Below are 16,959 nucleotides of genomic sequence, written 5' to 3' on the forward strand. Positions count from 1 at the left end.
CTAACGGACACCGAGGTCGACGTGGCCCCGGGGTGAACGTCTCATGCCCGCGAGGCCATCGTGGCGATCTCCTCGACCACGTCCGCCGTGCCCATCCGGGCCCGAGCCGCCGGGTCGGCCACGCAGCGCCCGACCACCGCGGCGACGACGACCGGGTCCGCGGCGAGGTAGCGGCTGTCGACGGCGAGGACACCGGGGCGACCGCGGGGCTCGCGCTGCCAGAGCACCCGGGTCCGACGGGTCGGCTCGGGCGACGGCCCGGTCAGGGGCAGCGCGAGGGGCTCCCCCGGCACCACCCCGGCGACGGCCGACCACGGCACCGACCAGCTGACCGCCTCCTTGCGCTGCTCGATCCCGCCGGGCGTCAGGTAGAGACCGCCCGGGGCGACGCGGCCGCGCAGGACGGCGACCAGTGGCGTGAGGAGGCCGAGCGCGACCAGCAGCAGCACGACCCGGGCCGCGACCTGGTGGACCACCAGGCTGCCGACGGTCGCCCACAGCGCGAGCAGCACGGGCACCACAGCGGACATCGTGGTCGGCACCGGCGACCGGAGGAACGCGGTGGCGGGCGCGCCGGACGGCGCCGTCGCGAGGGTGACCCCGGGCCGGTGCCGGACGTGCCAGGCGTCGAAGCCGACGAGCACGAGGCCGGCCGCGGCGAGGACCACGAGCAGCAGACCGAGGAGCAGCCCGAGCGACCGGTCGCCGGTGTAGCCGAGCAGGCCGGCACCGAGGGCGGCCAGGAGCAGGTAGCCGAGTCCGTAGGCCGCGTTGCGGCCGTTGCGTGCGTAGCGCATCAGTCGAACAGTCCTCCGATGCCGTCGACGACCGCGCCCGCACCGTCGGCGATGGCGCCACCGGTGTCGGCGAGCGCGTCGACCCCGGAGTCGAACGCGGCCCCGACGTCGGGCCCGTTCTCGAACAGCGAGTCGATGGCTCCGGAGGTGAAGATGCCGACCCCGGCGCCGACCACCGCCCCGGCCGCGGTGCCGACACCGGGGATCGGGACGAAGGTGCCGACGACGGCACCGGCGCCCGCACCGGCCGCGACCGAGGCGAGGAAGCCGCCTCCCCCCGAGGCGACCGCCTGAACCGGGTCCTCGCCGCCGGCGATGTCCAGCCCGATCCCGGCGACCGCCAGCGCGCCGCCCGCCTTGAGGGGGAGGGACTTGCTGGAGCGCTCGAGGTCGTCGGCGGCACCGGCGACGTCGTCGGCGTTGCGTGCGACGTCGTCCCAGTAGTCCAGGTCGGCGTTCGAGAACCCGCCGGGGTTGCCCCGGATCCGCTGCAGGTAGCTGCGCGAGAGGCTCGACTCGTAGTCGGCCCAGCCGCGCAGGGCCGAGGCGTTGTACTCCATGACCGCGCCCGCGAACCCGCCTGCGATGTCGCTGGCGTTGAGCACCCAGTCCGGCCCCTCGAGCCCGCGGTACTCGTCGGTGAGGCCCTGGGTCGCCGTGGCCAGGTCGGACCGGACCTCGGCGGCGTCGGCCACCGCCTGGTTGTACGCCCGGACCTTGTCCTGGTGGGCGTTCCAGGCCGCGACGGCGGACTCGTAGGCGTGCGCCGCCTCGGGTGGGACGAGACCGGTGGGCGCCGGTCCCGGGTCCGCCGGTCCGGCGCCCGGGTCCTCGATCACGTACGCCGACACGGTCAGCCCGGCGCCCTGCGCCGCGCCCCGGATGTCGGCCATCCGCTGCTGGAGGCTGTCGAGCCGGGAGGCGAAGGCGCCCAGGGCCCCGGCCACGCCGGACGCGGCCGTCGCGAGGGCGTCGGCGCGGCCGACCGCGCTCCCCATGGTGGAGGCGAAGGCGCTGCCGGTCTCGCCCTGCCACTCCGACGCCGCGGTGGAGCGGGCGGCGGCCAGCGCGTCCGCGCCGGAGGCCACGGCCGTGCCGAGGGTGCTGCGCAGCCAGTCGGCGGCAGTCTCGACGGACGTCGACGACCCCGGGATCTCGGTGTCGACCGGCATCACGGTCCCCCGACCTGGAAGCCCTGCTGGACCCCGTGGTCCACGTCCAGGAAGGAGCCCGCCGCGGTACGGACCTTGCTGCTGGCGGCGCCGAGGCCCTCGCTGAGCCCGGCCGCGCTCTCGCCCACGCGGGCGACCAGCGCCGTGACCAGCGCCGTCGCCTCGCCGGCGTCGATCGCGGACGGCGCCGAGCCCGCGGTCTCGTCGAGACCGCTCCGCGCGGTGTCGAGGCTGGTCGCGATCGACTCGGCGGTGGCCCACGCGAGGTCGATGGTCACGAGGCCTCCACCGCGGGTGCAGGCCGCTTGTCCAGGAAGAGCAGGTCGTAGGGCACCGCGTCGTACGCGTGCTGGAGGTCCGCGACGGTCATCAGGACCCACGGCGAGTCGGCCCGGTAGAACTCGACGAGGCGGTCGAGCGCGGAGTACGCGAAGAGCGCGACCCGGCCGTCGTCGGTGCGGTGCATCGCCAGCCGGGGCTCGTCGTCACCGACCGGCTCCACGGTGGGCACGTACACCACCGGAGGGAAGGTCGCCCGAGCGGTCGTCATGCCGGCAAGGGTGCCCACCCGGGCCTAGCGAGAAACCGTCAGGCCTCGGTGGCGGCCAGCTGGCCGCAGGCGCCGTCGATCTCCCGGCCCCGGGTGTCGCGGACGGTGGTGGGGATGCCCTTGGCCTCGAGCCGGCGCACGAACTCGCGCTCGTCGGCGGGGTCGGAGGCGGTCCACTTCGAGCCCGGCGTCGGGTTGAGCGGGATCAGGTTGACATGGACCCAGCCCCAGTCGCCGTACGACTGCAGGACGTCGGCGAGCAGGTCGGCCCGCCAGGCCTGGTCGTTGATGCCGCGCATCATGGCGTACTCGATCGACACCCGGCGCTTGGTGGCCCGCGCGTAGCCCCACGCGGCCTCGACGGTCTCGGCCACCGAGAAGCGGGTGTTGATCGGGACCAGCTCGTTGCGCAGCTCGTCGTCGGGCGCGTGCAGGCTCAGCGCCAGGGTGACCGGGATGCCCTCCTCGGCGAGCTGCCGCATCCGCGGCACCAGACCGACTGTGGAGACCGTGATCCCGCGGGCGCTCATGCCGAGCCCGTCCGGCGCCGGGTCGGTCAGCCGGCGGACGGCGCCGATGACGGCACGGTAGTTGGCCATCGGCTCGCCCATGCCCATGAACACGACGTTCGAGACCCGGCCGGGCCCGCCCGGAACCTCGCCGCGGGCGAGCGAGCGGGCGGCGGCGACGACCTGCTCGACGATCTCGCCGGTCGACATGTTGCGCTGGAGCCCGCTCTGCCCGGTGGCGCAGAAGGGGCAGGCCATGCCGCAGCCGGCCTGGCTGGAGACGCAGACGGTGGCCCGGTCGGGGTAGCGCATCAGCACCGACTCGACGAGGGCGCCGTCGAAGAGCTTCCAGAGCGTCTTGCGGGTGGTGCCGCGGTCGGCCTCCATCGTGCGCAGCGGCGTCATCAGCGTGGGCAGCAGGGCGGCGACCAGCTCGTCGCGCTGGCCGGCCGGGAGGTCGGTCATCGCGGCCGGGTCGTCGGTCAGCCGCGCGAAGTAGTGGGTGGACAGCTGCTTGGCGCGGAACCCCGGCAGCCCGAGCTCGGTGACCCACGCGACCCGCTCCTCGGGCGTGCAGCCGGCCAGGTGCCGCGGCGGCTTGCGGCGGCCGACGGGCTCGTCGAAGACGAGGGGAAGGGGGGTGCGTTGTTCGTCCGACATCAGACGACGATCATCCCATCCGGGTGGGGGGACGGTCGATTCGTCAGCTCTGGTAGTTGACCATGTACCAGAGCACGAGGCCGGAGACGCCGCCGACGACCAGTGCGGTCGTGATCATCCCGATCACCATGTAGATGCCGAACCGGCGGGTCCGCGGGACGATCACCAGACCGATCGGGACCCCCAGCGTCACCAGGACGAACGGGAACAGGTCCTCGGCGGTGTGGTAGTCGAAGACCAGCCCGAGCACCGCGGCGAACAGGCCGGGCACGACGATGACGAACGCCAACCCGGTGAAGAAGCCGGTGATGGCCGTGAAGGTCGGGTGGTCGCGGTGCCACCAGTCGGGCGGCCGCTGGGCGGGCGCCGGCTGCTGGGCGGCCTGGTCGGCGTTCTCCTGGTCGGTCGACATCACCACGATGCTAGGTGCTCCGCACCGGTCCCGGGTGCGCGGCGTGCCGGTGTGACGGATCAGGCGGGCTCGACCACGTCGGGCGTCAGTAGACGAGGTAGTGGAGGAGCAGCCAGATCGGCGCCACCGTCGCGAGCAGCGAGTCCAGGCGGTCCATCAGGCCGCCGTGGCCGGGGATCACGTGACTCATGTCCTTGATGCCGAGGTCGCGCTTGATGACCGACTCGCACAGGTCGCCGAGGGTGGCCATCACCACCGCGATCAGCCCGAGGAGCAGGCCGACCCACCAGTCGCCGTCGAGCAGGTAGACCACCAGGGCCCAGCCGGCGACCAGGCAGAACAGGACCGACCCGGCGAAGCCCTCCCACGACTTCTTCGGGGAGATGACGGGGGCCATCGGGTGCTTGCCGAAGAGCACGCCCGCGGCGTACCCGCCGATGTCGGACGCGATCGTCACCCCGATGAAGGTGATGATGCCCTGGACCCCGGGGTCGTCGAGCCCGGACCCCGTGACGCCGCCCTCGGCCAGCAGCAGTGCGACGAAGGACCCGAGGAACGGGACGTAGACCAGGCTGAACACGGACGCGGTGGCGTCCTGGACGTAGCCGTCCACGCCGCGCCGCAGCAGCCACAGCATCGTGACCAGCGCGGTCACGGCGGTCGCGGTCACCAGTGCCGGCGAGCCGGAGAAGTAGGCGACGACGACCATGACCACGCCGCCGACCATCAGCGGCTGCTCGGGCAGGTCGATGCCCTTGGCCGAGAACCCGCGGGCGAGCTCCCAGATCGCCACGACCACCGCCGCGGCCACGATGAACATGAACGCGGTCTTCCAGAACAGCAGGGAGAGCGCGATCGCCAGCAGCAGCACCACGGCGGACGCGACGGCGGCCGGCAGGTTGCGGCCGGCACGGCCGTGGTCCTTCTGGGGTGGGTTCGCTGGGACGGAGGCGGCCGGCGACGGCGCGTCGGTCATGGGTTCCTCATCGGTCGTCGAGCGGCTCAGACCTCGAGCAGCTCGGCCTCCTTGTGCTTGAGCATCTCGTCGATCGTGTCGGTGTGCTTCTTGGTCATCCCGTCGAGCCGCTTCTCGGCGCCGGTGACGTCGTCCTTGCCGACCTCGCCGTCCTTCTCGAGCTTCTCGAGGTGCTGCTTGGCGGTGCGGCGCAGGTTGCGGACCGCGACCCGGCCCTCCTCGGCCTTGTGGCGAGCGACCTTGATGTACTCCTTGCGCCGCTCCTCGGAGAGGTCGGGGAACACGCAGCGGATCAGCTTGCCGTCGTCGGCGGGGTTGACGCCGAGGTCGGAGTCCCGGATCGCCTTCTCGATGTTCTTCATCGCGCCCTGGTCGTAGGGCGAGATGAGGATGACCCGGGCCTCCGGCGCCGTGAACGACGCGAGCTGCTGGAGCGGGGTCGGCGAGCCGTAGTAGTCGACGACGATCTTGTTGAACATGCTCGGGTGGGCCCGTCCGGCCCGGATCGCCGCGAACTCCTCGCGCGTCGCCTCGACCGACTTGTCCATCTTGTGGTCGGCCTCGTTGAGGATGTCGTTGATCACGGCTGCTCCTGGTTCTCTGCGGTCCCGGTCCGTCCGGTGCGGTGGTGCGTCGGCCCTGCGGGGGTGCGGTCAGCCCGCGCTGACCAGCGTGCCAATCTTCTCACCCTGCACGACGCGCAGGATGTTGCCCTCCGGCTCCATGCCGAAGACGACCATCGGCAGCTTGTTCTCCCCGCACAGGGCGAAGGCGGTCTGGTCCATGATCCGCAGGCCCCGGGTCATCGCCTCGTCGTAGGTGAGCTCGTCGAACTTGGTGGCGGTCGGGTCGATGTGCGGGTCGGCGGTGTAGACGCCGTCCACGCCGTTCTTGGCGACCAGCACCACGTCGCACTTGCTCTCCAGCGCGCGCTGCACCGCGACGGTGTCGGTGGAGAAGAAGGGCATGCCCATGCCGGCACCGAAGATGACGACCCGCCCCTTCTCCATGTGGCGGATCGCGCGCCGCGGGATGTAGGGCTCGGCGACCTGGCCCATCGTGATCGCGGTCTGGACCCGCGTCTCCACGCCGAGCTTCTCGAGGAAGTCCTGGAGCGCCAGGCAGTTCATGACGATGCCGAGCATGCCCATGTAGTCCGCGCGGACCCGGTCCATGCCGCGCTGCTGGAGCTCGGCGCCGCGGAAGAAGTTGCCGCCCCCGGTCACGACGGCGATCTGGACGCCGGCCCGGGCGACCGCGGCGATCTCGCGGGCCACGGTCTGGACGACGTCGGGGTCGAGCCCGACCTCACCCCCGCCGAAGACCTCGCCGGACAGCTTGAGCAGGACGCGCCGGTAACCCGTCACTAGCGGCTCCTTCTGACGTGCAGGGGATGGACGTGCGAGGAGGCCGGTCCGATGATCAGGGTTGCTGTCATCGAACCGGCCTCCTCGTCGTTCGTGTGGCTGAAACCTAGCCTGTCAGGCGCCGACCTCGAAACGGGCGAACCGCTTCACGGTGGTGCCGGCCGCGTCGAGGACGGCCTTGACGTTCTTCTTGTTCTCGGTCACCGACGGCTGCTCGAGCAGGACGACGTCCTTGAAGAAGCCGTTGAGCCGGCCCTCGGTGATCTTGGCGATCGCCTGCTCGGGCTTGCCCTCCTCGCGCGAGGTGGCCTCGGCGATCTCACGCTCCTTGGCGACGACGTCGGCGGGCACCTCCTCGCGGGTGAGGTACTGCGGGCGCATCGCCGCGATCTGCATCGCGGCACCGCGCGCCGCGTCGGCGTCGCCGTCGTACTCGACGAGCACGCCGACGGCCGGCGGCAGGTCGGCCGCACGCTTGTGCATGTAGGCGACCACCGGCCCGTCGAAGTAGACGTACTGACCGAGCTCGATCTTCTCGCCGATCGAGATCGCCAGGCCCTCGACGACCTCGCCGACGGTCTGGTCGCCGAGCGAGACGCCCTTGAGCGCCTCGACGTCGGTGGCGCGGGCCTCGGACGCGGCGTCCGCGATCCGCTGGGCGGTCGCGACGAAGTCCTCGCCCTTGGCGACGAAGTCGGTCTCGCACTTGAGCTCGACCAGGACGCCCGGGGCGTGCGCGACCAGGCCGGCGGAGGCCTCCCGCTCGGCACCCCGCTTGGCGGCCTTGGCCGCGCCCTTGACGCGCAGGATCTCGACAGCCTTGTCGAAGTCGCCGTCGGACTCGTCGAGCGCCTTCTTGCAGTCCATCATGCCGGCGCCGGTCAGCTCACGGAGCTTCTTGACGTCGGCCGCGGTGAAGCTAGCCATGTTCCTTCTTCCTCGAAGTTCTTCGCAGGTGACCCGGAGGTCGTGACGGTGGGGCTCAGGCCTGCTCGGCGGGCTCGGCCTCGGCGGCAGCCGCGGGCTCAGTGGCCTCGGCGGCGGCCTCGGTCTCGGTGGCCTCGGCGGCAGCCGCGGGCTCAGTGGCCTCGGCGGCGGCCTCGGTCTCGGTGGCCTCGGCGGCAGCCTCGGGCTCAGCAGCGGCCTCGGTCGTCTCGGTGGCGGCCTCGGTCGTCTCGGTGGCGGCCTCGGTCGCCTCGACGGCCTCGGTCGCCTCCGCAGCCTCGGTGGACGCGCCGGTCGCCTCGGCGGCCGGGGCCTCCGCGGCTGCGGCGTCGCCACCGGTGGCGTCGACGGCGGCCTTCTCGGCCTCGCCGCCCAGCAGCTCGCGCTCCCACTCGGCCAGCGGCTCCTCGGCGCCCACGGCCTCGGTGCCCTCGGACGCCTTCGCGCCGGAGCGGGCGATCAGGCCCTCGGCGACGGCGTCGGCGACCACGCGGGTCAGCAGGCCCACGGCGCGGATGGCGTCGTCGTTGCCCGGGATCGGGTAGTCGACGAGGTCCGGGTCGCAGTTGGAGTCCAGGATGCCGACGATCGGGATGCGCAGCTTGCGCGCCTCCTCGACGGCCAGGTGCTCCTTGTTCGTGTCGACGATCCAGACCGCCGCGGGGGTCCGGCTCATCTCGCGGATGCCGCCGAGGGACTTGTTGAGCTTGTCCCGCTCGCGGCGCATCTGGAGCAGCTCCTTCTTCGTGCGGCTGCTGCCGGCCACGTCGTCGAAGTCGATCTCGTCGAGCTCCTTGAGACGGTTGATCCGCTGGTGCACCGTCTGGAAGTTGGTGAGCATGCCGCCGAGCCAGCGCTGGTTGACGTAGGGCATCCCGACGCGGGTCGCCTGCTCGGCGATCGCCTCCTGGGCCTGCTTCTTGGTGCCGACGAACATCACGGTCCCGCCCTTGGCGACGGTCTCCTTGATGAACGCGTACGAGCGGTCGATGTAGGACAGCGACTGCTGCAGGTCGATGATGTAGATGCCATTGCGCTCGGTCATGATGAAGCGCTTCATCTTCGGGTTCCAGCGCCGGGTCTGGTGCCCGAAGTGCACGCCGCTCTCGAGGAGCTGACGCATAGTGACGACTGCCATGTGGATCTCCTTGTGCGGAGCCCGCACCCTCGTGGGCCCGACCTTGCGGCAGGTGGGCGAGGGACGTGCTCTCGGTGGTTTTCAGTTGCTGCCTCGGGCGGGTGCCGTCGGCCCTGACGTCCGCGCGCGACCCGACCGGCTGGTTGCTCAGCCGGACTGAGGATCGCGCCCACGGGTGATCGGGTCCTCGGAGGTCCAGGGCCCGTCGCGGTCTGCGAGCGTGCGTAGTCAATCCGCAAGGATTGCGTCGACCAGAGTAGTCGACCGGCGGGGGGCCCGGCGAATCGCCGGACACCGTCCACAGCGCCGCTCCCGACGCGGTCGCCCACAGGCGGGCCGGCGCCGGCTGCGGTCGTCCGCGACAGGACGCACGATCGTCCCATGGCCTCCCGTCTCGCGCTCCTGACCGCGCTCCTCGCGGTGCTGCTCGCACCGCGCCCCGCCTCCGCCGCCGGGGCCGACCCGGCGGGCGTCTGGCCGCTGGTCCCCGAGCCCGCCGTGGTGCGCGGGTTCGACCCGCCCGACGACCCGTGGGGCGCCGGCCACCGGGGGGTCGACCTGCTCGGGAGAGCCGGGCAGCCGGTGCGCTCGGCGCTCCCGGGGACGGTGAGCTGGGCCGGCGCGCTCGCCGGGCGCGGGGTGATCGTGGTCGACCACGGCGCGACCCGCACGACCTACGAGCCGGTCGACGCCACGGTCGCCGTCGGCACGGTCGTCGCGGCGGGCGACCGGATCGGACGCCTGGGGGTCGCGGGGTCGCACTGCCTGCCGCGGGCCTGCCTGCACTGGGGCTGGATCGCGGGGGCCGCGACCTACCTCGACCCGCTCCGCCTCGTCGGCGCGGGGCCGGTGCGACTGCTCCCGCTGTGGCGCGCCGAGCCGGTCGGAGCCCCGGCAGCAGCCCGGGCCGCCGTGCCCCTGCCCGCCGCCCGGTGGCTCGCCCCGATCGCGCTCATGCTCGCGGGTGGGCCTGCTGGTAGGCCCGCCGCAGCCGGTCCGTGGTGACGTGCGTGTAGAGCTGGGTGGTGGCGAGCGAGGCGTGCCCGAGCAGCTCTTGCACCGAGCGGAGGTCGGCACCGCCCTCGAGGAGGTGGGTGGCCGCCGTGTGCCGGAGCCCGTGCGGTCCGATGTCGGGCGCGCCGGGCACCTCCGCGATCCGCCGGTGGACCATCGTCCGCACCGCGCGCTGGTCGATCCGGCCGCCGCGGGCGCCGAGGAAGACCGCCGGGCCGCTGGCCGGACCGGCGAGCCGAGGACGGCCCTGCCGGAGCCAGAAGTCCAGCGCCCGCGCCGCCGGCCGGCCGAAGGGCACGGTGCGCTCCTTGCGGCCCTTGCCGAGGACGCGGACCACGTTGCGCTCCCGGTCGACGTCGTCGACGTCGAGGCCGACCAGCTCGCCGACCCGGATGCCGGTCGCGTAGAGCAGCTCCAGCATCGCGACGTCGCGCAGGCCGACCGCGCTGCCGTCGTCGGCGCGCTCGGCCGCCGCCCGGATCAGGTCGCTCGCCTCGTCGGCACGCAGCACCGGCGGCAGCGTCCGGTGCGCCTTGGGGGACCCCAGGCTGGCGCCCTGGTCGAGCGGGGCCCGCCCGGTGCGGGCCAGCCAGGCGGTGAACACCCGGGCAGCGGTGGCCCGCCGGGCGAGGGTGGTCCGGGACCGGCCGAGCGTCTGCTGCTTGGCCAGCCAGCTGCGCAGGGTGCGCAGGTCGACGGTGCTCGCCTCGACGTGCCCGAGCCGCGCCGCGTGGTCGAGCAGCCCGGCGACGTCCGCGACGTAGGCGCGCACGGTGTGCGGGGTCAGGTCGCGCTCGGAGACGAGGTGCCGCTCGTACTCGCCGAGCACCTGCGACATCGCCTCCGGGAGCTCTCCGGCCGCCTGGTCCTCGCTCACCCGACCACTCTAGGAACTCCCCCACCGCTCACTCGCGAGCCGGCGCGGCGAGCCGCCAGCCGGATCCCTCCCGCTCGACGAGGTCGAGCCGGACGAGCGCTCCGAGCGCCTCCCGCACCGGACCGACACCGAGACCGGCGGTCCGGGCGATCGAGTCGACGACCGCGCCGGCCGCCAGGGGGACGGCGTCGAGCACCTGGAGCTGGTCGTGGCTGAGCCGGTCGCGCGGGCGCTCGGGCCCCCGGGGCTCGACCTGGAGGTGCTCGCCCATCGCCCCGACCACCTCCAGGACGTCGGCCCCGGAGGTGACCAGGGAGGCCGCTCCGGAGCGCACCAGCTGGTGGACCCCCTGCGAGCTGCCACTGGTCACCGGCCCGGGGACCCCCATCAGCGGCCGGTTGAGCCGGCCGGCCCAGTTCGCGGTGTTGAGCGCACCGCTGCGGAGCGCGGCCTCGACCACCACCGTGCCCGTCGTCAACGCGGCGATCAGGCGGTTGCGGGCGAGGAAGCGGACCCGCATCGGGGCACCCCCGGGCGCGGTCTCCGACACGATCGCCCCCTCGGCACCGAGGTGCTCGATCAGCCGCCGGTGGGCCTCCGGGTAGACCCGGTCCGCCCCGCAGGCCAGCACCGCGACGGACGTCCCGTCGGCCGCCAGCGCGCCGCGGTGGGCGGCCTGGTCGATGCCGAAGGCGCCCCCGGAGACGACGGGCCGCCCGGCGTGGGCCAGGTCGGCACCGATGCCGGCGGCCACGTCGGCGCCGTAGGTCGTGGCCGACCTCGACCCGACCACGGCGACCGAGGCCGCCAGCCGGTCCAGACGCGCCGGCCCCCGGACCCACAACCCCACCGGGACGCCACCGCGGCGCTGGAGCGAGGCGACGGCAGCCAGGTCGTCGAGCGACGCGGGCCACTCCTCGTCGCCCGGGACGACGAACCGGAGCCCGGCGCGCACCGCGTCGTCGAGCACCCGCGCGGGCTCCAGGCCGTGGAACCTCGGGGCGAGGGCGGCCTCGGAGCGGAGCCGGTCGAGCACCAGGTCGGCGCCCAGGCGCTCCACCAGCGCGAGGAGCCGGTCGTCGCCGGGCTCGGCGACCACGGACAGGGCGACCCGGGCGAGCCGCTCCCCCTGCCCGGTCACCCGGCCCGCTCCAGCATCGAGAGGAGCAGCGGCTCGCCCAGGCGCAGTCGCAGCGCGGTGTCGACCTCCTCGAGACCGGGGTGGGGGCGCCCGCGCAGGTCCGCCACGGTCCAGGCGAGGCGGTGCACGCGGGTCGCGCCGCGACGGCTGAGCCGGCCGTCGTAGAGGTGCTTGTCGACCGCCTGCTGCCCGGCCTTGGTCAGGGGCCAGCGGTCCCGCAGCACCGGGCCCGACGCCTGGCCGTTGAGCCGCCAGCTCTCGTCGACGTAGCGCTCGGTCTGCCGTGCCCGGGCGGCCTCGACCCGGCGACGGACCCGGGCCGTGGACTCCGGCGGGTCCAGGTCGGCCGGACCGTCGGGCCGGCGCAGGGGCGGGAGGTGGCGGACGATGTCGACCCGGTCCGCCACCGGGCCGGTCACCTTGTTGCGGTAGTCGCGGCGCTGGGCGGCCCGGCAGGTGCAGGTGTTCTGCCGGACGTCGGCGGTGTAGTCGCCGCACGGGCACGGGTTCGCGGCGAGCACGACCATCCCGCGCGCCGGCAGGGTGACCGACTCGTCGCGACGGGCGATCGTCACGTCGCCGTTCTCCAGGGGTTGCCGCAGCGCCTCGATCACGTCGGAGCGAAACAGGGGGAACTCGTCGAGGAACAGCACCCCCGTGTGTGCCTTGCTGACCTCACCGGGGTGGACGACGCCGAGGCCCCCGCCGATGAGGCTGGCCTTGCTGGCGTCGTGGTGCGGTGCCGAGAACGGGGGCCGGGTCGGGAACCCCGTCACCGGGTCGAGCGTGCCGGCCAGGGACTGGATCGCGCTCAGCTCCAGGGCCTCCTCCTGGGTCAGGTCCGGGAGGATCCCCGGGATGCGCTCGACCAGGCTGGTCTTGCCACACCCCTTGGGCCCGGAGAGCAGCAGGTGGTGGCCACCGGCGGCGGCCACCTCCACCGCGAAGCGCGCGTCGGCCACGCCGACCAGGTCGGCGAGGTCGAGCTCGTCGAGACGCTCGCGGCCCCGCCAGGCGAGCAGCCGCGCTCCGGACATCTCGGCGACCGGCGGCGCGTCCGGCAGCTCGTCGTCACCCCGGAGCACCGCGACCACCTGACCGAGCGAGCGGACCCCGATCACGCTCATGTCCGGGACCATCGCGGCCTCACCCGCCTGCGGCTCCGGCACGAAGACGGCGCGGATGCCGCGCTCGGCCGCCGCGAGCACCATCGGCAGCACCCCGCCGACCGCCCGCAGGTTGCCGTCGAGGGTGAGCTCGCCGATGAACGCCGTGTGCTCCAGCGCGACCGGCGACACGGTGCCGGCGGCCGCGAGCACCGAGATGGCGACCGCCAGGTCGAAGTGGGTGCCGCGCTTGAGCAGGTCGGCGGGCGAGAGCAGGATCGTGATCCGCCGCGTCGCCGGCCAGTCGAAGTGGCTGTTGACGATCGCCATCCGGCACCGGTCGCGGCTCTCGTTGATCGTGGTGTCCGCGCGGCCGACCATCGTCACGCCGACCTGGCCCGGCGAGACGTCGGTCTGCACGTCGATGAGGTGCCCGACAGCACCGTGGAGCGAGACGGTGTGGGCGGTGGCGAAGGGCATCAGCCGATCCCCCGGACATGGTCGACCGACGAGGCTCCGCGCCGGGGGCGCACGACGGCGACCAGGTCGATCCGCACGTCGCGCGCGACGACAGCGCGCTCCTCCAGCCACCGGGTCGCCAGGCGGCGGAGCCGCGCGACCTTGATGTCGGTCACCGCCTCGTGCGGGGTGCCGAAGTCGGTGCTGGTGCGGGTCTTCACCTCGCACACGACGAGCACCTCCCCGTCGCGGAGCACCAGGTCGATCTCGCCCGCCTCGCACCGCCAGTTGCGGTCGAGCAGCACCATCCCCTGCCCGACCAGGTGTCGCGCGGCGAGGGTCTCGCCGTAGGCGCCCAGCGCCTGCTTGCTCGCCGCCGTCGTCGTCGTTCGCGTCATGTCGTCGACCTCCTGCGCGCCAGCGTCCTCGGTGGCGGGGACGGCCGGCAGGGTGGCGGCCGAAGGCTGTGGACGACGCTGTCGCCGGGGCGACTTGTGGACGGAGAGCGGGTCGTCAGCCCCGGAGCGCCGGGGTCGAGCAGGTCGGGTGGTCGAGCAGCAGGACGTCGGCCCCGGCGGTGCGAAGGCCGGCCAGGTCGGACAGCGGGCCCACCACCTCCGCGTTGAGCGACGTCACGAGCGGCGCCACCACCGCCCGCGCGACCGCGTTCAGCACATCGTTCGCCTGTGCCGTCGTGAGGCTGCCCGCCCCGATGATCGTGGTGGTCGTGGACGACGGAAGCTGCGCCTGCGTACCGCCGTTGCTGTACGGGGTGTCGTAGGTCTGGGTGGGGACCGCGATCGACACCGTCGAGGCGGGAGCGGATGACGTGAGGCTGACCTTGATGGTGCCGGTCACCGTGGTGACCAGGGGCAGCGGCAGACTCGTCTTGGTCACCGTGACCGACACCGGCACCGTGAGGGTGCCGGACAGGAGACCACCGGAGGTGGCGACCGACACGGACTTCTTCGCCCGGTTGCAGCTCACGTCGGTCAGCGACGAGGTCGCGGTCGCTGACGAGAGCGACAGGGTCACCTGGTTCCCGGAGAGCGGGTTGACCTGCATGCTCACCAGCCCGGTGATGCTGGTGACCAGCGACGTGAGCAGGGACTGGCCGCCGGCCAGCGTGGCGGTCGTGGTGAGTGCCACCTGGTTGCTGGAGTTCGGCGTCGACCCAGCGAAGCCACACGCCGTCTTGGCCGCCTGGACGAGCGTCAGGGAGCTCGTCGACGAGGCGATGCCCGGCACGCCAGCGAGGAGGGTGGGCACCGACACGGCGGAGCTGCCGTTCGCCACCAGCACGGCACCGACGACCAGGTCGGCGAGGTTGACCGCGCCGCTGAGCCCCGAGCCGGCGCCTGTGGCGATGCTGACCAGGTTGCCGATCGCCACCGGCTTCGCCGCGAGCGAGCCGAGACTCGCACGGAACGTGTCCAGCGCGGCGACCTGCGCCGAGCTCGACCCGTTGGTGCCGACGACCTGGGCCACCGCGTTCAGCAGGGTCGCGACCGACACCGACGTCGTCGCCAGCGCCTCGGGCGAGGCGAGGCCGAGCGCGGCCGCGAGGGTCTTGAGGTCCACGTGCGCGCCGGCGAGACCCTGGTAGGTCACCGCACCGACCGACGCCCCGACGCCGTGCGCCGAGAGCACCCGGTAGAGCACGTTGGCGTCAGTGGAGGTGCTCAGCCGGGCGCCCCAGGACCCCAGCTTGTAGCAGGCCTGGGGGTGAGAGGTGGCGATCGCGGTGCGCGAGGCACCGCCGGTGCCGGGCCGGAAGGCGAAGTCGACCGTCGTGGTGGCGGTGACCCGGACCGCGTCGGGCTTGGTGCTCCCACTGACCACGGAGAACACCCCGGTCGGGCTCAGGGTCCCCAGCTCGGGCGTCACCGCGATGCCGTCGCCGGAGGCGGACGCGTTTCGCGCCAGGCTGCGGTCGGCCGCTGCCTGGAGGGTCGAGGAGATCGCGGAGGCGGAGCGGCCGTCCAGCTCCCGGGCGAGGTCGAGGGCGACGACGTCGGCGACCGACTGCATGTCGGTGCGGGCGACCCGCTGGCGACCGATGTCCACCGTGAGCGCGGTGACCGCGATGATGACGGTCAGCATCACCGCGACCAGGGGCACCACCGCCCCCTGCTCGTCCCTGGGCCGCACCTCAGCTCACCCGGGCGACGGCGGAGTAGGAGAGCTCGTCGGGCAGCGGGACGAGCGGCAGGTCGGGCAGCAGCGGGTGGTCGCCGTACCGGTAGTCGACCGCCAGCGTCGCGCACTGCGCGGTGGCGTCGTTCTCGCACGCGGCGACGGTCAGCGAGCAGGTGCCCACGGTGGTGCCGCCCTTGACCAGCGACCCGCCGGAGCACGACACCCCGTAGAGGTCGAGCGCGTCGTCCAGCGCGGACAGGGCGGCGGCGCTCCGGCCCGCGGAGTCCGACGAGGTCGAGACCGCCGCCGCGCGTGCCCCCTCGGCCGCGCCCTGGCTCAGCGCCTGCCGGAAGCTGAGCATGTAGCCGTAGCTGATGACCCCGAACAGGATCAGCAGCAGGAACGGCACCACGAGCGCGAACTCGACCGCCGCGGCGCCCCGCTCGCTCCTGCGAGGACGCCGGGTCACCCCTCCACCCATGCGCGGGTCATACCCAGAAGGGTGAGCGCTCTCCCCCTGGTCTGGTCCAGGAGCCCGATCAGGCCTTGGGCGGGTCGATCTCGGAGGGGCTGAGCTCCTCGACGTTGACGTCCTTGAACGTCAGCACCTTCACGTTCTTCGCGAACCGGGCCGGGCGGTACATGTCCCAGACCCAGGCGTCGCTCATCGAGACCTCGAAGAACACGTCACCGGCCTCGGTGCGCGCCTTCACGTCGACCTGGTTGCAGAGGTAGAACCGGCGGTCGGTCTCGACGACGTACTTGAAGATCCCGACGACGTCGCGGTACTCGCGGTAGAGCGTCAGCTCCATCTCGGTCTCGTACCGTTCGAGGTCCTCGGCGCTCATGCTGTTCCGGGGTCCCCGCGGAAGCGGGCCTCCGCGCACAGCGCCCTCGTCGCGCGATTTCGTGGGGTGTTCACGACGCCGACTCTATCCCGGCGTCGGGGACGGGCAGCGCCACGCCGCTCTCCTCCACCGTCACGGCGTCGAACGGGTCCGGGAGCCGACCCGGCAGGCTCCACGAGACCCGGTGGTGGGGGGTCGGGCCGAGGCGGGCGAGGGCCGCGAGGTGCTCGGGCGCGGCGTAGCCCTTGTTGTCGACCCAGTGGTACTCCGGGTGCTCGGCAGCCAGCCCCACCATGATGTCGTCGCGGGCGGTCTTCGCGAGGATGCTCGCGGCCGCGACCGCCGCGCAGCGCAGGTCGGCCTTGACCATCGTGACGACCGGCGGCACCCGCTCCAGCACCAGCGGCGGCTCGAGCATCGACGCCTGCGCCGGCGGGCTGAGGTAGTCGTGGTTGCCGTCGAGCAGGACCGACCCCGGCTCGGTGGCCAGCTCGACGAGCGCGCGGTGGCCCGCCAGCCGGAGCGCCACGATGATCCCGTAGCGGTCGATCTCCTGGGGCGAGGCGTGGCCGACGCCGTACGCCGCCGCCCAGCGCTGGATCCGCGGCACCAGGCGTCGCCGCGCCTCGGGTGTCAGCAGCTTGCTGTCGCGCACCCCTTGTGGCGCGGTCCGGGTCTGCTCGGTGACGAGCACCGCCCCCACCGTCACCGGCCCGCACAGGGCACCACGGCCGACCTCGTCGGTACCGGCCAACGAGGCCAGGCCGCCGCGCAGGAGCCGGCGCTCGACCCGCAGCGACGGAGGTGGAGCCGGGCTCATGGCACCGACCCTAGCGATGTCGAGACCCG

20 protein-coding genes are annotated in these 16,959 nt (G+C 73.4%); 1 reads left to right on the forward strand and 19 read right to left on the reverse strand.

The genetic code is table 11. The features are described 5' to 3' along the window. Positions 1–41 precede the first annotated feature (41 nt). The 11 genes from ACILQ5_RS12505 to rpsB form a co-directional block, all read right to left on the reverse strand. Entirely contained in the window at positions 42–797 is a 756-nt protein-coding gene (locus ACILQ5_RS12505) for a hypothetical protein (protein WP_395658334.1), read from the reverse strand. Continuing rightward, entirely contained in the window at positions 797–1,969 is a 1,173-nt protein-coding gene (locus ACILQ5_RS12510) for a hypothetical protein (RefSeq protein WP_395658335.1), read from the reverse strand. The genes ACILQ5_RS12505 and ACILQ5_RS12510 overlap by 1 nt, the downstream gene beginning before the upstream one ends. After that, complete coding sequence (locus ACILQ5_RS12515; protein ID WP_395658336.1) at positions 1,969–2,247, reverse strand: hypothetical protein; 279 nt, start codon at positions 2,245–2,247, stop codon at positions 1,969–1,971. The genes ACILQ5_RS12510 and ACILQ5_RS12515 overlap by 1 nt, the downstream gene beginning before the upstream one ends. Continuing rightward, positions 2,244–2,519, reverse strand: a complete 276-nt coding sequence (locus ACILQ5_RS12520) for an SAV_915 family protein (RefSeq protein WP_395658337.1) — start codon at positions 2,517–2,519, stop codon at positions 2,244–2,246. The genes ACILQ5_RS12515 and ACILQ5_RS12520 overlap by 4 nt, the downstream gene beginning before the upstream one ends. A gap of 38 nt (positions 2,520–2,557) precedes the next feature. Then, a complete protein-coding gene (gene rlmN, locus ACILQ5_RS12525) occupies positions 2,558–3,688 on the reverse strand; it encodes a 23S rRNA (adenine(2503)-C(2))-methyltransferase RlmN (protein WP_395658338.1) in 1,131 nt (376 codons plus the stop codon). A 43-nt stretch (positions 3,689–3,731) separates the two neighbouring features. Then, the gene (locus tag ACILQ5_RS12530; protein ID WP_395658339.1) at positions 3,732–4,100 is read right to left on the reverse strand and encodes a hypothetical protein; all 369 of its coding nucleotides are present in this window, start codon (positions 4,098–4,100) and stop codon (positions 3,732–3,734) included. An 85-nt stretch (positions 4,101–4,185) separates the two neighbouring features. After that, positions 4,186–5,076 carry a phosphatidate cytidylyltransferase gene (locus ACILQ5_RS12535; RefSeq protein ID WP_395658340.1) on the reverse strand — a complete coding sequence of 297 codons (891 nt, stop codon included), beginning with the start codon at positions 5,074–5,076 and terminating at the stop codon, positions 4,186–4,188. Positions 5,077–5,102: 26 nt separating this feature from the next. Next, complete coding sequence (gene frr / locus ACILQ5_RS12540) at positions 5,103–5,657, reverse strand: ribosome recycling factor (protein WP_395658413.1); 555 nt, start codon at positions 5,655–5,657, stop codon at positions 5,103–5,105. 72 nt (positions 5,658–5,729) lie between these two features. After that, entirely contained in the window at positions 5,730–6,443 is a 714-nt protein-coding gene (pyrH, locus tag ACILQ5_RS12545) for a UMP kinase (protein ID WP_395658341.1), read from the reverse strand. 114 nt (positions 6,444–6,557) lie between these two features. Then, a complete protein-coding gene (gene tsf, locus ACILQ5_RS12550) occupies positions 6,558–7,370 on the reverse strand; it encodes a translation elongation factor Ts (protein WP_395658342.1) in 813 nt (270 codons plus the stop codon). 55 nt (positions 7,371–7,425) lie between these two features. Further along, positions 7,426–8,526 (reverse strand): 30S ribosomal protein S2, encoded by a 1,101-nt coding sequence (gene rpsB, locus ACILQ5_RS12555; RefSeq protein ID WP_395658343.1) that lies wholly within the window; start codon positions 8,524–8,526, stop codon positions 7,426–7,428. Between the two features lie 381 nt (positions 8,527–8,907). On the opposite strand from rpsB, the gene ACILQ5_RS12560 reads away from it, so the two are divergent. Further along, entirely contained in the window at positions 8,908–9,531 is a 624-nt protein-coding gene (locus tag ACILQ5_RS12560; RefSeq protein WP_395658344.1) for a murein hydrolase activator EnvC family protein, read from the forward strand. Here the strand turns inward: ACILQ5_RS12560 and ACILQ5_RS12565 are convergent. The 8 genes from ACILQ5_RS12565 to ACILQ5_RS12600 form a co-directional block, all read right to left on the reverse strand. After that, positions 9,479–10,378: a tyrosine recombinase XerC gene (locus ACILQ5_RS12565; protein WP_395658414.1), complete on the reverse strand. Its 900-nt coding sequence runs from the start codon at positions 10,376–10,378 to the stop codon at positions 9,479–9,481. The genes ACILQ5_RS12560 and ACILQ5_RS12565 overlap by 53 nt on opposite strands. 67 nt (positions 10,379–10,445) lie before the next feature. Next, on the reverse strand, positions 10,446–11,558 hold the full coding sequence (gene dprA / locus ACILQ5_RS12570) for a DNA-processing protein DprA (RefSeq protein ID WP_395658345.1): 1,113 nt from the start codon (positions 11,556–11,558) through the stop codon (positions 10,446–10,448). Continuing rightward, positions 11,555–13,144, reverse strand: coding sequence for a YifB family Mg chelatase-like AAA ATPase (locus tag ACILQ5_RS12575; protein ID WP_395658346.1), 1,590 nt, complete (start codon positions 13,142–13,144; stop codon positions 11,555–11,557). The genes dprA and ACILQ5_RS12575 overlap by 4 nt, the downstream gene beginning before the upstream one ends. Next, entirely contained in the window at positions 13,144–13,521 is a 378-nt protein-coding gene (locus ACILQ5_RS12580; RefSeq protein ID WP_395658347.1) for a YraN family protein, read from the reverse strand. Before ACILQ5_RS12580 ends, ACILQ5_RS12575 begins: the two co-directional genes overlap by 1 nt. A 115-nt stretch (positions 13,522–13,636) precedes the next feature. Next, the gene (locus ACILQ5_RS12585) at positions 13,637–15,244 is read right to left on the reverse strand and encodes a pilus assembly protein TadG-related protein (RefSeq protein WP_395658348.1); all 1,608 of its coding nucleotides are present in this window, start codon (positions 15,242–15,244) and stop codon (positions 13,637–13,639) included. A gap of 31 nt (positions 15,245–15,275) precedes the next feature. Continuing rightward, positions 15,276–15,731 (reverse strand): TadE/TadG family type IV pilus assembly protein, encoded by a 456-nt coding sequence (locus ACILQ5_RS12590; RefSeq protein ID WP_395658349.1) that lies wholly within the window; start codon positions 15,729–15,731, stop codon positions 15,276–15,278. Between the two features lie 70 nt (positions 15,732–15,801). Further along, the gene (locus ACILQ5_RS12595; RefSeq protein ID WP_331064681.1) at positions 15,802–16,110 is read right to left on the reverse strand and encodes a DUF2469 domain-containing protein; all 309 of its coding nucleotides are present in this window, start codon (positions 16,108–16,110) and stop codon (positions 15,802–15,804) included. A gap of 70 nt (positions 16,111–16,180) precedes the next feature. Then, the gene (locus ACILQ5_RS12600; RefSeq protein ID WP_395658350.1) at positions 16,181–16,930 is read right to left on the reverse strand and encodes a ribonuclease HII; all 750 of its coding nucleotides are present in this window, start codon (positions 16,928–16,930) and stop codon (positions 16,181–16,183) included. Between the last annotated feature and the right edge of the window lie 29 nt (positions 16,931–16,959).

Origin of the sequence: Nocardioides sp. (assembly GCF_044226305.1) — a bacterium.
Lineage (GTDB): Bacteria > Actinomycetota > Actinomycetes > Propionibacteriales > Nocardioidaceae > Nocardioides.

Excerpts from the sequence above, each read along its gene's own strand:
- ACILQ5_RS12535 (WP_395658340.1), bottom strand. The coding sequence starts at position 5,076 with ATGACCGACGCGCCGTCGCCGGCCGCCTCCGTCCCAGCGAACCCACCC.
- ACILQ5_RS12530 (WP_395658339.1), bottom strand. The coding sequence starts at position 4,100 with ATGTCGACCGACCAGGAGAACGCCGACCAGGCCGCCCAGCAGCCGGCG.
- tsf (WP_395658342.1), bottom strand. The coding sequence starts at position 7,370 with ATGGCTAGCTTCACCGCGGCCGACGTCAAGAAGCTCCGTGAGCTGACC.
- ACILQ5_RS12580 (WP_395658347.1), bottom strand. The coding sequence starts at position 13,521 with ATGACGCGAACGACGACGACGGCGGCGAGCAAGCAGGCGCTGGGCGCC.
- ACILQ5_RS12595 (WP_331064681.1), bottom strand. The coding sequence starts at position 16,110 with ATGAGCGCCGAGGACCTCGAACGGTACGAGACCGAGATGGAGCTGACG.
- rpsB (WP_395658343.1), bottom strand. The coding sequence starts at position 8,526 with ATGGCAGTCGTCACTATGCGTCAGCTCCTCGAGAGCGGCGTGCACTTC.
- ACILQ5_RS12505 (WP_395658334.1), bottom strand. The coding sequence starts at position 797 with ATGCGCTACGCACGCAACGGCCGCAACGCGGCCTACGGACTCGGCTAC.
- ACILQ5_RS12575 (WP_395658346.1), bottom strand. The coding sequence starts at position 13,144 with ATGCCCTTCGCCACCGCCCACACCGTCTCGCTCCACGGTGCTGTCGGG.
- ACILQ5_RS12510 (WP_395658335.1), bottom strand. The coding sequence starts at position 1,969 with ATGCCGGTCGACACCGAGATCCCGGGGTCGTCGACGTCCGTCGAGACT.
- ACILQ5_RS12600 (WP_395658350.1), bottom strand. The coding sequence starts at position 16,930 with ATGAGCCCGGCTCCACCTCCGTCGCTGCGGGTCGAGCGCCGGCTCCTG.
- rlmN (WP_395658338.1), bottom strand. The coding sequence starts at position 3,688 with ATGTCGGACGAACAACGCACCCCCCTTCCCCTCGTCTTCGACGAGCCC.
- ACILQ5_RS12560 (WP_395658344.1), top strand. The coding sequence starts at position 8,908 with ATGGCCTCCCGTCTCGCGCTCCTGACCGCGCTCCTCGCGGTGCTGCTC.
- ACILQ5_RS12520 (WP_395658337.1), bottom strand. The coding sequence starts at position 2,519 with ATGACGACCGCTCGGGCGACCTTCCCTCCGGTGGTGTACGTGCCCACC.
- ACILQ5_RS12565 (WP_395658414.1), bottom strand. The coding sequence starts at position 10,378 with ATGTCGCAGGTGCTCGGCGAGTACGAGCGGCACCTCGTCTCCGAGCGC.